The following is a 13,114-nucleotide window of genomic DNA, read 5'->3' as shown; positions in this document are numbered from 1 at the left end:
GCAAGGCCGGCGCCCGATTGTTCTTCCTGCCGCAATACTCTCCCGATCTCAATCCGATCGAAAAGCTCTTTGCCAAGATCAAGCACGAGCTGCGTAAGGCGCAGGCCCGAACCCGACAGGCTGTCGATGACGCGCTGGCAGCCACCCTTCAAACCGTCTCGCCGAAAGAGTGCCAAAACTACTTCAGGGAAGCCGGATATGAACAGACCTAAAACAATCCCGCTCTAGGCCCCGCGGCCGCCCAATCGAAGGGGAAGGATTATCCGCATCATAGACTGTTGCGAGATCGGTCGCCAATTCATACGTTCTGTCATCCAAACTCACAGGAGCAGAAGATGCAGATCGACCTCTCAGGCAAGACCGCTCTGGTTACCGGATCCACCGAAGGCATTGGATACGCAATCGTCCGCCAGCTCGCGAGGGCGGGTGCGGACGTGGTGGTCAACGGCCGGTCCGAAGAAAAGACCGCGAAGGCCGCAGACCGCCTGAAAGGCGAAGGCGCCAAGGGAAGTGTCACCGCGGCGGCAGCAGATCTCGCAACAGCTGGCGGATGTGATGCTCTTGTCGCCCAAGTTCCTCATGTGGACATCCTCATCAACAACGCGGGCATCTTTCAGCCGCTAGACTTTTTCGATGCGGACGACGAGGTATGGGACCGCCACTGGAAGGTGAACGTCATGTCCGCCGTCAGGCTTTCGCGCGCATATCTTCCGGGCATGCAGAAGCTCGATTGGGGCCGCGTCATCTTCATCGCGTCTGAATCCGGCTTTAACATACCGGTCGAGATGATCCACTACGGTGTCAGCAAGACCGCAGACATCGCGGTTGCCCGCGGCCTTGCTAAGCGCATGGCTGGCACGGGCGTGACGGTGAACTCCGTCCTTCCCGGCCCCACGCTGTCCGAGGGCGTCGAGGCAATGCTCGCCGAGGAACGTGCGAAGACAGGGAAACCGATCGAGGAGGTGGCGGCGGATTTCGTCAAAAAGCACCGCGCCGGCTCGATCATCCAACGAGCTGCGAGCGTCGAGGAAATTGCCAATCTCGTCACCTATCTGGCCTCCCCTTTGGCGTCCGCAACGACTGGGGCTTCGATGCGCGTGGACGGAGGCCTGATCGACACGCTCTGACGGACGCCACCGACCGGCCACTGCACCGTCTTCGTCGGAAGTTGTCTCCGCGATACGCTGTGGTGGCGGGCTGTTTGGCAGCCTTCCGGAGCTTTTCTGTCCTCATCGCTTCGCAGACCAGTAGCTTGTCGAAAAGACGGCGCTCGATGTAGCTCGGTCCGGAAGCCTTCTGGTGTGAATTCGTGAAATCGATGAAATCGTCCACGGCGGTCGCGAAAGGTGAGTTCAATGAAGGTGCTTGCCTATTGCTCCAAGGAGGTGCGAAGGCAGCCCGGAGGTGGTCCAGGCATGGGTCTCGGCGCTTGCTCGACCAATGGTGGGTAGCGGAGCGTTATCCCTCCGTGTGCATGACATCAGTGCCGTAAGACTGTACATTCTATTCGAAGCACTTGCCGTTTACTCGGGATTTGTCACAGATGTCCGCTTCGCCCACCACCAGACGACTGATGGCCATCCTGACGACGGACGTCGTCGGTTATTCGCGCATGATGGAAGCCGACGAAGAAGGAACACTGGCAAGCGTTAGTCGCTTGCAAGAAGAGATCCTCAAGCCTCGAATCCTCAAGAGTGGCGGTCGGACAATCAAAGTTATGGGTGACGGCCTACTTTCGATATTCGACAGCCCGGCCGTCGCCATCTCGACGGCGTTACAGGTACAGTATCTGCTGGCCAGCGAGGCTGTAGCTGCCAGTGGCACCGATCCTCTTCGAATTCGAATTGGTGTAAACTACGCCGAGGTCCTGATCACTCAGGACGATGTGTTCGGCGACGGCGTGAATGTTGCGGCGCGCCTCGAACAACACGCGTTACCGGATGGCATCTGCATCTCAGAAACAACGCACGACATCCTCCCAGAGGAATTGCAGCGGCTGTTTGTAGATGGAGGACTGCTACATCTGAAAAATATTTCCAGGCCTGTGCGTGCATGGCATTGGCCTCGCACCCCCACAATAGAGCAGTCAATTCGAACTGTCGTCGCCGTCCTTCCCTTTCAAAGCGCAGATGAAGCAGCGAACGAGTTCCTCGTCGACGGCTTTACTGAGGACATCATCTCCGGCCTGGCAAGATTCAGGAGCCTGTCGGTGATTGCGGTGTCCTCAGCGTTTGCGTTCCGTGATCGCTCGGAGGGTTTAAAAGAAGTTGGGCGCAAGCTCGCTGCCAGCTATCTCGTAACAGGCAACATGCGTCGGTCGGGAGACGAGGTTCGGATCACGGTGCGGATGATCCAAGCAGACACGGAGCGGTTGGTTTGGTCTGAGAAATATCAGCGGCAAGCGGCAGATATTTTCGGCATCCAGGACGAGATCGTGAAAATGATTGTCGCAAGTCTCGTGGGCCAAATCGAAAGCTGTGATTATCGAGAGTCCCTCCGGCGACCACCGGCCAGCCTCGCTGCTTACGAATATTATCTGCGAGGGCTCGTGCATCTCAGAGGCTACGAGCCGGATGACAACGTCAAGGCGGTGGAGATGTTCGAAGCAGCGGTTGCCGGCGACGGAGGCTTTGCACTGGCACACGCTCATCTTGCGTTGGCGAGGATAGCGGTCGGCGGCTATGCCAACGCGCCGGAAACTGTACTTCGCGACGGGATCGCCCTCGCTCGTCATGCCGTAAAGCTCGACGAGGGAGAGGCTGGCGCCCATCGGGTACTCGGGCTCGCTCACCTTTACTTGAAGGATTTTGACAACTCCGAGAGAGAATTCCGCTTGGCATATAAGCTCAATTCCAGTGACGCCCATGCATTGGTCCAGTTCGGCGGACTTCTGGCAAGGCGAAACCGTATAGACGAAGCGCTTCCCCTGGTCGAAGAAGGGATGCGGCTCAACCCCTACCCGCCTCACTGGTATCACGCAGTTTTGGGTAATCTTCTCTATTTTAAGGGCGATTACGAGCAGGCCCTAGCGGCGCTAAAGCAGCTACCGAACCCCGGAAAGTATACCAGCACCCGGATGATCGCCTGCTTGTCGATGGCGGGCAGCTCCCAAGAAGCAGCCGCACTTGCCAAAAGCGTTCGAGAAAATCACCCAGATCTGACGATCGCGGAGTTTTTGGCGCGAGGGATCGTGGTCGAAACTGCCGAACAGACCGAGAAGTTCAGACAGGGCCTGTTGGGTACGGGATTGCCGGAGGGATAGGACGTCGATGGCCACATCCAGACCGGGGAGTATGGCAATGCCATTTCGACGGTGCCTGGATACCGCGCGCGGCCGAGATCGGCTTCGGCGAAGCCGGCGAGCGCCATCTGTTCCCCACATTCGTGGCCGCCGCCAGCGATCCCAACATCATTGATGAGCTTTAAAGGGGGAAAGACCTCCAATGCGTCGTCTCAGAAACCACGGCACGCCAGGGAACTGCTGGCGACCACCAAGGTTTAGCATTGAGACCATAAACGCAGCACTTGGGCGACGGCTCGATGGCCGTCGCGTCGCGGCAATCGGCGACTACCTTGGGAATTCGGCATGAACATAGAGACGATAGTTTTCGGACCGAGCGACTGGGTCCCGAACAACCCGCATCTTCCTGTATTGCTTTACAGAGGGCTGTTTGCCGACGGCAGACCGATCGATTTCGAACGTCGCTTCGCGGCAAACGGTTGGACAGGCATCTGGAGAAACGGTGTCTTCGATTATCAGCACTACCATTCCGGTGCCCATGAAGTGCTGGGAATTGCACTTGGTAGCGCCACGCTGCTGATTGGTGGTCCCGGCGGTCAAGCAATCGCGGTGGCGGCGGGAGACTGTCTGGTGCTTCCTGCCGGGACAGGGCACCGAAATCTCGGCTGCACGTCGAATTTCCAGGTCATCGGCGCTTATCCTAAGGGACAGCATGCCGACATTCAGACTTCGGCTGCTTCAAGCGAAACGCTGACGAAAATCTCGTCAGTTTCCCTACCCCACACCGATCCCGTTCAAGGATCATCGGGATTTCTCATCGAGACATGGCGGTAGCAGGCTTGCCGCGTTCGCCGATCTGATCGACGCCGCCCCCATCAGCACGCCGCCGGCAGCAAAAAGCGAGGCCCGCACCTATTCGGTGGTATGGCTTGTCCTGTCCCTCGGCCCCACTCGTCCTTATCCCTCGACCAATCGATCGCAAACACGCCTCCATGTAGCGTCGTCAATGCCGTGTTTAAGGCGGCGGTCAGAAGGAGACGAACATGAACCTTGAGACAAAGATGAGCCTGGAAAACACCGCACACACCGGCAGACCTCGGCTCGACGAATTGGTTCCGTCGCGCTACGCGGTGCAGGTCGGCGAGATTGAGGTGCTGGTGGTCAGCGATGGAGTGCTACCGCTCCCAACCGCGATGCTGGGACACAACGCCGATCCCGCCGTCCGAGCGGCTTGGCTGAAAGAGATGTTCCTGCCGCCGGACGCTTTCGACTGGGCGCTCAATGTGGTCGTGGTGCGCAGCGGCGACCAGACCATACTCCTCGATGCCGGGCTGGGGATCGACCCCGACCTGCACCTGCCGCGGGCCGGGCAGCTGATCAAGCGGCTGGAAGCTGCCGGTATCGATCTTGCGTCGGTGACCGATGTGGTCCTGACCCACATGCACATGGACCACATTGGCGGCCTGCTGGTCGACGGAGTGAAGGACCAGCTCCGTCCGGACCTGCGGATCCATGTGGCGGCGGCCGAGGTCAAGTTCTGGGAGGCGCCCGATTTCTCCCGGGTCTCCATGCCGCCGGGGTTCCCGGACGCGCTTCGGGCGACCGCCGAGCGGTTCGCCAAAGAGTATCGCAGCCATTTCAGGCTGTTCGATGACGAGTACGAGGTGGCGCCGGGCGTGGTCGTCCATCGCACCGGCGGCCACACCCCGGGGCACAGCGTGATCCGCGTGGCGTCCGGCGGCGACCGGCTGATGTTTGCCGGCGACGCCGTATTCGCGGTCGGCTTTGAGCACCCCGACTGGTTCAACGGCTTCGAGCACGACCCCGAGGAGGCGGCGCGCGTTCGGATCCGTCTTTTGCGGGAACTGGCAGAGACCGGCGAGCAACTGGTGGCCACCCACCTGCCGTTCCCCTCCGTCGGCCGGGTGGCGGTCGACGGCGACGCCTTTCGTTGGGTGGCGGCCTTCTGGGACTACTGATCGCTCGTCGGGTTGGGATCTTAGAGCGTGTACTCATCGCGTGAATGAGTCCACGCTCTATCGATTTACTTTACGCAATTCCGGACGCAAAACCGCTACACACTTTTGGCACTGATTGCAGCGGCTGGCGACGACAAGCGTTCAGCCAGCCGGCTTATCGCCGACATCGTGCGGAAAGTCGGCCTGCATCCCTTCATCCTGTCGACGACGCTTGGCTTTGCCGTGGCTGCCTTGCATCTCGACCAGCCGCTGGCGTTTCAGCGCCTCGTCGATTATCTCGCCCAGGCGGCGGCTCCCTTTGCGCTGTTTGCCATGGGCGTGACGCTGGCGCTCCGGCCGCTGATGCGGATCCCGGCCGAGATCTCCTATATCGTGCCGGCGAAGCTCATCCTGCATCCGATCGCGGTTTTCATTGCGCTGACAGCGGTGGGTGGTTTCGAGCCGGTCTGGATCCAGGCCGCCGTGCTGCTCGCCTGCCTGCCGACGGCGACCAATGTCTTCGTCATCGGCCAGCAATATGGCGTCTGGCAGGAGCGCGCCCCGGCGACGATCCTGATCACTACGGTGTTTTCGGTGGTGACTGTTTCGCTCTGGCTGATCGTAATCCGCTCAGGCCTTCTTCCGCTTCAGCTTTTCCCGCAGCGCATCGGGAATATCGCGAAGGCCGCGGCCGGGCTCGATGCCCTCGCGCATCACGATATTGCGCAGCGGCGGTATAGCCGAGAGGATATGCAGGCCGGCAGCCCGCAGCATCTGGACGGGCAGGAAATCCGAGAGCAGCGAACGGTTGAGAAGATCGACACTGGCTGTGCGCGTCATGATATCGGCGCGGCGCCTGCGGTCGAAGCTTTCGCCGGCATCGGCCGGCACCGGCAATTCCGCCCTGTCGCACAGGATATCGGCAAGCGCCATGATATCGCGCAGGCTGAGGTTCAGCCCCTGCGCCCCGATCGGCGGGAAGACATGGGCGGCCTCGCCGATGAGCGCGATGCGTCCCTTGCCGAAACGATGCGCCATCATGCCGGACAACGGCCAGACCTGGACGCCCTGCTCGACATCAACCTTGCCGAGTATGGACTGCATGCGCGCCTCGACGACGGCGCCGAGATCGGTAAGCGGCAATTCCATGCGGCTCGTTGCCTCAGCGGGATCCTGCACCCAGACGAGGCTGGAGCGGCTTCCCGGCAGCGGCACCTGGGTGAAGGGGCCGTGTTTGGTGTGGAATTCGGTCGAGATGTTCTGGTGCGGCAGCGAATGGGTGAAATTCAGCACCATGGCCGATTGCGGATAGGACCAGTTGCGCACGGCAATGCCGGATGTTTCGCGCAGCTTCGAGCCGCGGCCATCGGCGCCGACGGCAAAATCGGCCGACAGCGTCTCGCCGCCGGCGAGCGCGATCGAGACCACTTCGGCTGATGTGTCGATCGATTCGGCCATACCAGTGAAGCGGGTGATATTGCCCTCGCCGGCAGCGGCCTCTTCGAGGATATCGATCAGCGCCCTGTTGGGGAAATTGTAGCCAAAGGCATCCAGGCCGACATCGGCCGCGCGGAAGGTGGTGGTCGGCGCGCGCAGCAGCCGATCGGTGCCGTCGACGATGCGCATGCTGGTGAGAGGGGCGGCTGCGGGGCGGAGCTTTTCCCAGAGCGTCAGGCGGTCGAGGAAGCGGATCGACTGATCCATCAGCGCCGTGGTGCGCCGATCCTCTTTCGGAGCGATGGGTGCCACCAGCGCCACGTTGCGACCGCCGCGCGCAAGCGCGATTGCGGCGATCATGCCGGCGAGACCGCCACCGATCACCGCCACTTCGAATCTCTTCATGCTACCGTTCCGTCATTCTAAAGCATGTCGTTATCGCAAAACCGCTGCACACTTTTGCGCGACATGCTCTGCAACGACGAACCGGTCGCTTATGCGGCCGGCTTCGCCTGACGGCGCCAACTATAACCCTTGCCGGCGTCGGCGTCACGCACCGCCGGCTGATAATGATGGGGAATGGCGGGAAGACGGTTTTCGCCAAGCCGCTTCAGCGCCGTGGCGTTGGTGACCGAAAAGCTGTCGATGCCGACGCGCAGCATCAGCGGCACCTGATCGATCAGCACGTCGCCGACGGCGCGCAGCTCGTTGGTGTAGCCGAGGCGCTGGCGCAGCAGTGAGGCATGGCTGAAGGCGCGGCCGTCGTTGAAAGCCGGAAAGGCGACGGCGACGATCTCGAGGCGATAGAGATAGGGCTCCAGCCGGCGCACATCGTCAGCCGGCTTGATCAGCACGCCGAGGCCGACATCGTTGCTTTCGTCGGCCTTGGCGATCAGCTCGTCGAGGCCGAGCAGCGGCTTCTGCTCCTCGGTCGCCTTCACCTCGTCGGTCTCGATCACCCAGGGATCGTTTTCGACAAAACCGGTTTCTCTCCAGATCTTCGTCATCATCCCCTCCTTATGCCGCTTCGGCGGCCGAGCCGTAGAGCGCAGTCTTGAACGGCTGCGGCCCGACACGGCGATAGGCGGCGAGGAAGTTCTCGGAATGATCGAGGCGCAGGCCGAGATAGGTGTCGACGATCGTCTCGATCGCGTCGGTCACCCGGTCCGGCTCGAAGCCGCGGCCGATGATTTCGCCGATCGAGGTATGTTCGTCGCCGGAGCCGCCGAGCGTGATCTGGTAGAGTTCGGCGCCTTTCTTCTCGACACCGAGCAGGCCGATATGGCCGACATGGTGATGGCCGCAGGCATTGATGCAGCCGGAGATCTTGATCTTCAGCTCGCCGATCTCGGCCTGGCGTTCGGCATCGCCGAAGCGGCGGGAGATTTCCTGCGCCAGCGGAATGGAGCGCGCATTGGCGAGCGCGCAGTAGTCCAGCCCGGGACAGGCAATGATATCGGTGATCAGGCCGGCATTGGCTTCGGCCAGATTGATGGCGACGAGGCCGCGATAGACGGCTTCGAGATCGGCAAGCGCCACATGCGGCAGGATCAGGTTCTGCTCATGGCTGACGCGGATCTCGTCGAAGGCATATTCCTCGGCGAGATCGGCGATCGCATCCATCTGCGCATCCGAGGCATCGCCCGGAATGCCGCCGATCGGCTTCAGCGAGATCGTCACCATGCCGTAATCGGGGTTCTTGTGCGGCTGCACGTTCTGCTGAACCCAGCGGGAGAAACCGGAATCGGCCTTCTTCCAGCGGGCAAGGTTTTCCCAGCCTTCGGCGCGTTCGGGCAGAGCCGGCGGCGCGAAGTAGGCAGCGATCGACTGGACGTCCTTTTCCGGCAGCTTGAGCTCGGTATCCTTCAGCGCGGCGAATTCGGCTTCCACCTGGCGCGTCAGCTCCTCGGTGCCGGTTTCGTGCACGAGGATCTTGATGCGGGCCTTGTATTTGTTGTCGCGGCGGCCGTGCAGATTGTACACGCGCACGATGGCCGTGGTGTAGGAGAGCAGGTCTTCCTCGGGCAGGAAGTCGCGGATCAGCTTGGCGATCATCGGCGTACGGCCCTGGCCGCCGCCGACATAGACGGCAAAGCCGATCTCGCCCTTGTCGTTCGTCTTCACGTGCAGGCCGATATCATGGACCTGGATTGCGGCGCGGTCACGCTCGGCGCCGGTGACGGCGATCTTGAACTTGCGCGGCAGGAAGGAAAATTCCGGGTGGACCGACGACCACTGGCGCAGGATTTCGGCGTAAGGACGCGGATCGGCGATCTCATCGGCGGCGGCACCGGCGAAGTGATCGGCCGTGACGTTTCTGATGCAGTTGCCCGAGGTCTGCAGCGCATGCATCTCGACGCTGGCAAGATCGGCGAGCGCATCTGGAATATCGGACAGTTTCGGCCAGTTGAACTGCAGGTTCTGGCGCGTGGTGAAGTGGCCATAGCCGCGGTCATAGGTGCGGGCGATATGGGCGAGCATGCGCAGCTGGCGCGCGCTCAGCGTGCCATAGGGAATGGCGATGCGCAGCATGTAGGCGTGGAGCTGCAGGTAGACGCCGTTCATCAGGCGCAGCGGCTTGAACGCGTCCTCGGCGAGCTCGCCGGAAAGGCGGCGCTGGACCTGATCGCGAAACTGCTCGACGCGCTCGGTAACAAAGGCATGGTCAAATTCGTCGTAACGGTACATCGTCTTCCTCAGACTGCAATGAATTCGGGATCGGCAGGAGCGTAGCCCGGGGCATATTCCATGGTCGGGCCCTGTGCGCGGATGCGCTCGCGAAGGCGAAGCGGCCAGAGAATGCCGTTGGTTTCCTGAACGTCGACGACGGCGACGTCAACGACCTCGTTGTCGGCATAGGATTTTTTGCCGATCGCCTCCAGCGCCGCAACGGCCTCGGCATGACCGGCAACGAGCGCCTCCTGCAGCGAGGTGGACCACTTCCCATTCGCATCCAGCCAGACGGCAATGCCGTCCGTCAGCCGGTTGGCGGTCAGAACCTTGTCACCCATATTCGGCTCCTTGCAAGTTCCTCGAGCCGGGCGTTTGCGCGCACCAGGGGCTCGGACAGTTCGAAATTGGCGCCGGCGACCGCATCGCCGATAATGACCATGACAGGCCCGGTTAATTCGTCGCGGTGCTGCAGATCGGGCAGATCGGCGAGCGTGCCATGCAGCAGGCGGCGATCGGCGCGGCTGGCATTTTCGATGACGGCGACGGTGGTCTCAGACGGAATGCCCGCCTGCATCAGCCGCTCGGCGACGGAGGCGGCAACCGTGCGGCCCATATAGACGGCGATCGTCGCGCCGGAAACGGCAAGGCTTGCCCAATCGGGCAGCACGTCGCCGGTAAGATCATGGCCGGTGGTAAAGACCAGCGAGGAGGCAACGCCGCGCAGCGTCAGCGGCAGCTCGAAATCGGCAGCGGCGGCGAAAGCCGAGGTGATGCCCGGCACGACCTCATAGGTGATGCCAGCAGCGCGCAGTGCGGCCATCTCCTCCCCTGCCCGGCCATAGACCAGGGGATCGCCGGATTTCAGACGGACGACGCGCTTGCCCTGACGACCGAGATCGACCAGCAGGTCGTTGATCTCTTCCTGGGACTTCGAGTGGCAGCCCTTGCGCTTGCCGACGGAAAGCCGCTCGGCATCCCGGCGGCCCATATCGACGATCGCCTGCGGCACCAGCGCGTCATAGACGATGACATCGGCTTCCATCATCACGCGCTGGGCGCGCAGCGTCAGCAGATCCTCGGCACCCGGACCGGCGCCGACCAGCCAGACGTGACCGGCGACCTTGTCCATCGCCTGCAGCAGCCGATCGACGGCATGGCGGGCCTGCGGCAGGTTGCCGTTGGCGATCGCATCGGCAACGGCACCGGAAAAGAAGCGGCGCCAAAAGACCCGGCGGGAGACGCCTTTAGGAATCAGTTGTTCGACGGCCTTGCGGTAGCTCGTCGCCAGACCGGCAAGACGGCCGAGCGAGGGCGAAAGAAGCTGGTCGATCTGCGCGCGGATCATCTGCGCCAGAACCGGCCCTGCCCCTTCGGTACCGATCGCAACGGCGACGGGGGCGCGGTTGACCAGCGCCGGCGTGAAGAAATCGCAGTAATCGGGCTGATCGACGGCATTGGCCGGAATTCTGGCAGCGCGGGCGGCATCGACGATGCTGCGGTCGTCGGCTTCATTGCCGGTTGCGGCGAAGACGAGTGCTGAACCCTCGACCTGTTCGGCGGAGAAGGTAGCGCGCACGGTCTCGATGCGGTTGGCAATCAGGAAGGCGTGGTAATCGGCTTCCGGCCGGTCGGCATAGGCAATGATCCGCGCCTTTGTGTTCAGCAGCAGCCGCACCTTGGCGAAAGCTTCGTCGCCATTGCCGAAGACAGCCGTCTTCTGGCCTTCCACGCGAAAGAAGGCGGGAAATACCGAAAGCTGTTCAGTCTTGGGAGGCATCATCAATCCACTTCGAAGTTGCCGGAATATGCCCTTGATCGACAAGGGATTGAAGGAACAGAAATTCGAAAGCCCAAGCAAGCAGGTATTCTTTTGCTCGTGCCGTCAATGATTTGAGAAAAGTCACCCGTGCTGCCAAAAAGCCGCATATTCCCAGCCCGCTTGCTGCAGCGCAGTATAAAGCCTGTGACAAAAGACGTCCACCGATGCTTCGCGCATTTCACTCGCGCCGCCAAGGCGATAGACTGAGGAAAACTGGAGGGCCCCCATGCCTGATAAGACCATTGCCTCCCGCCTGCTTCAGGTCATGGAAGACGATATCCTGCCGCTGACGGAGCGTGGCGTTTCGCTTGGCAACAAGGTGTTCGGTGCGGCGATCCTGCGGAAATCCGATCTTTCGCTTGTCGTCGCCGAGACCAATAACGAGCTGGAGAACCCGCTCTGGCACGGCGAGGTGCATACGCTGAAGCGTTTCTACGAGCTTGGTGACAAGCCGCCGACCAAGGATCTGATCTTCCTTTCGACGCACGAACCCTGCACCATGTGCATGTCGGCGATCACATGGGCGGGCTTCGACAATTTCTACTATTTCTTCAGCCACGAGGATTCGCGCGACGCCTTCGCCATTCCGCACGACCTGAAGATCCTGAAGGAAGTCTTCGGGCTTGAACCCGGCGGCTACCGCAGGCAAAACGCCTTCTGGAACAGCTTTGCCATCGCCGATCTCGTCGAGACCGAGGAGGCTCCGCTGAAGACCGCGCTGCAGACACAGACCGCCCGCATCAAGGCGCGCTACGACGCGCTGTCGACCAGCTACCAGTCGTCGAAGAGCGCCAACGACATTCCACTGAACTGAGGGCCATTGAACTGAGGGCCTCTGAACTGAAGCCTGCTGAACCGAGGCAACATGGAACCTTCCAAAGACATTTCGCGACTGATCGAGATCATGGCGGCGCTACGCCATCCCGAAACCGGCTGCCCCTGGGACATCGTGCAGAGTTTCGAGACGATCAAGCCCTATACGATCGAAGAGGCCTATGAGGTCTCCGATGCGATCGAGCGCGGCGACATGGACGATCTCTGCGACGAACTGGGCGATCTGCTGCTGCAGGTGGTCTTTCACGCCCGCATGGCCGAGGAGGCCGGCGAATTTTCCTTCGGCGACGTGGTCAACGCCATCACCGCCAAGATGATCCGCCGCCATCAGCACGTCTTTGCTCGCTCGGCGGCGGATACGCCGGACGCGGTGAAGATACAATGGGACGAGATCAAGCAGGCGGAGAAACGCGAGCGCGCCGAGCGGCGCTCACGGCGCGGCATCACCGAGGATTTCAACAGCGGGTTCCTCGGCTCGGTGCAGCGCAGCTTCCCGGCTCTAACAGAAGCCCTGAAGCTGCAGGAACGCGCCGCCAAGGTCGGCTTCGACTGGTCAGCACCGGAGCCGATCCTCGACAAGATCGAGGAGGAGATCGGCGAATTGCGAGCAGCCCTTCGCGAAGGCGATCAGGCAAAGGTCAGCGACGAGCTCGGCGACCTGATCTTCGCGGTCGTCAATATTGGCCGGCATGTGAAGGCCGATCCGGAACAGGCGCTGCGTGGCACGAATACGAAATTCCGGCGTCGCTTCAGCCATATAGAACAGGTTCTTGAAGCAGAGGGAGAGACGCTGGAACACGCGACGCTGGAGCGGATGGAGGAAATCTGGCAGGCGGCGAAGGCGATCGAGAGAGCTGTGACGTCTAGCGCTGAGTGAGTTCTCCAGGGTATCCAAGGCGAACAGAGGATAGAGCGGAGGCTGGGCTTACTCCCCTTCTCCCAAGCGGGGAGCAACCATGTTTCAATTTTGCCGGTACTGTGGCGTCCATTCGGTCTTTCGGATGAGGATGGCGTTGGCGAGAATGATGAGTTTTCGGGCGACGGCTATGACGGCGCACAGGTGTTGCTTCCCGTTGCTGCGCAAGCGCGCATAGAAGGAGGCCAGATCCGGATTGTGCCGGGTTGCCGTGAAGGCGCACATGAACAGGCTCT

General features: G+C 61.4%; 12 protein-coding genes and 2 pseudogenes. 8 read left to right on the top strand and 6 right to left on the bottom strand.

The features are described from left to right. From HFO99_RS33015 to HFO99_RS32990, 6 genes and pseudogenes are all read left to right on the top strand, one after another. Nucleotides 1-212: transposase (locus HFO99_RS33015; RefSeq protein ID WP_222358238.1), on the top strand; the 212-nt coding region annotated here is incomplete at its 5' end. Between the two features lie 123 nt (nucleotides 213-335). Next, nucleotides 336-1,127, top strand: a complete 792-nt coding sequence (locus HFO99_RS33010; RefSeq protein WP_222365726.1) for an SDR family NAD(P)-dependent oxidoreductase — start codon at nucleotides 336-338, stop codon at nucleotides 1,125-1,127. A 446-nt stretch (nucleotides 1,128-1,573) separates the two neighbouring features. After that, on the top strand, nucleotides 1,574-3,262 hold the full coding sequence (locus tag HFO99_RS33005) for an adenylate/guanylate cyclase domain-containing protein (RefSeq protein WP_261323448.1): 1,689 nt from the start codon (nucleotides 1,574-1,576) through the stop codon (nucleotides 3,260-3,262). Nucleotides 3,263-3,586: 324 nt separating this feature from the next. Continuing rightward, nucleotides 3,587-4,075, top strand: coding sequence for a cupin (locus HFO99_RS33000; RefSeq protein ID WP_222365724.1), 489 nt, complete (start codon nucleotides 3,587-3,589; stop codon nucleotides 4,073-4,075). Between the two features lie 209 nt (nucleotides 4,076-4,284). Continuing rightward, nucleotides 4,285-5,220, top strand: coding sequence for an MBL fold metallo-hydrolase (locus tag HFO99_RS32995; protein ID WP_222365723.1), 936 nt, complete (start codon nucleotides 4,285-4,287; stop codon nucleotides 5,218-5,220). 108 nt (nucleotides 5,221-5,328) lie between these two features. Beyond that, a pseudogene (locus tag HFO99_RS32990) lies at nucleotides 5,329-5,859 on the top strand (AEC family transporter); the annotation flags it as partial. Here HFO99_RS32990 and HFO99_RS32985 read toward each other — a convergent pair. The 5 genes from HFO99_RS32985 to cysG all read right to left on the bottom strand — a co-directional run bounded on the left by HFO99_RS32985 (nucleotide 5,830) and on the right by cysG (nucleotide 11,086). Then, nucleotides 5,830-7,041, bottom strand: a complete 1,212-nt coding sequence (locus HFO99_RS32985) for a UbiH/UbiF family hydroxylase (RefSeq protein WP_222365722.1) — start codon at nucleotides 7,039-7,041, stop codon at nucleotides 5,830-5,832. The pseudogene HFO99_RS32990 and the gene HFO99_RS32985 overlap by 30 nt on opposite strands. 89 nt (nucleotides 7,042-7,130) lie before the next feature. Then, nucleotides 7,131-7,643 (bottom strand): DUF934 domain-containing protein, encoded by a 513-nt coding sequence (locus HFO99_RS32980; protein WP_128405025.1) that lies wholly within the window; start codon nucleotides 7,641-7,643, stop codon nucleotides 7,131-7,133. A 10-nt stretch (nucleotides 7,644-7,653) separates the two neighbouring features. Further along, the gene (locus tag HFO99_RS32975; protein WP_128409901.1) at nucleotides 7,654-9,324 is read right to left on the bottom strand and encodes a nitrite/sulfite reductase; all 1,671 of its coding nucleotides are present in this window, start codon (nucleotides 9,322-9,324) and stop codon (nucleotides 7,654-7,656) included. A gap of 8 nt (nucleotides 9,325-9,332) precedes the next feature. After that, complete coding sequence (locus HFO99_RS32970) at nucleotides 9,333-9,647, bottom strand: DUF2849 domain-containing protein (protein WP_222365721.1); 315 nt, start codon at nucleotides 9,645-9,647, stop codon at nucleotides 9,333-9,335. Beyond that, nucleotides 9,629-11,086, bottom strand: coding sequence for a siroheme synthase CysG (cysG, locus tag HFO99_RS32965; RefSeq protein ID WP_222365720.1), 1,458 nt, complete (start codon nucleotides 11,084-11,086; stop codon nucleotides 9,629-9,631). The genes HFO99_RS32970 and cysG overlap by 19 nt, the downstream gene beginning before the upstream one ends. Nucleotides 11,087-11,354: 268 nt before the next feature. On the opposite strand from cysG, the gene HFO99_RS32960 reads away from it, so the two are divergent. Continuing rightward, nucleotides 11,355-11,942 (top strand): deaminase, encoded by a 588-nt coding sequence (locus tag HFO99_RS32960; protein ID WP_018484754.1) that lies wholly within the window; start codon nucleotides 11,355-11,357, stop codon nucleotides 11,940-11,942. 51 nt (nucleotides 11,943-11,993) lie between these two features. Continuing rightward, nucleotides 11,994-12,839, top strand: coding sequence for a nucleoside triphosphate pyrophosphohydrolase (gene mazG / locus HFO99_RS32955; protein WP_222365719.1), 846 nt, complete (start codon nucleotides 11,994-11,996; stop codon nucleotides 12,837-12,839). A gap of 84 nt (nucleotides 12,840-12,923) precedes the next feature. On the opposite strand, the pseudogene HFO99_RS32950 reads toward mazG, so the two are convergent. Then, a pseudogene (locus HFO99_RS32950) lies at nucleotides 12,924-13,114 on the bottom strand (IS110 family transposase); the annotation flags it as partial.

Source organism: Rhizobium leguminosarum, assembly GCF_019798305.1.
In the GTDB taxonomy this organism is placed as follows: domain Bacteria; phylum Pseudomonadota; class Alphaproteobacteria; order Rhizobiales; family Rhizobiaceae; genus Rhizobium; species Rhizobium leguminosarum_U.
Note: the sequence above shows the minus strand (reverse complement) of the source record. Positions and strands in the feature narration are given on the sequence as shown.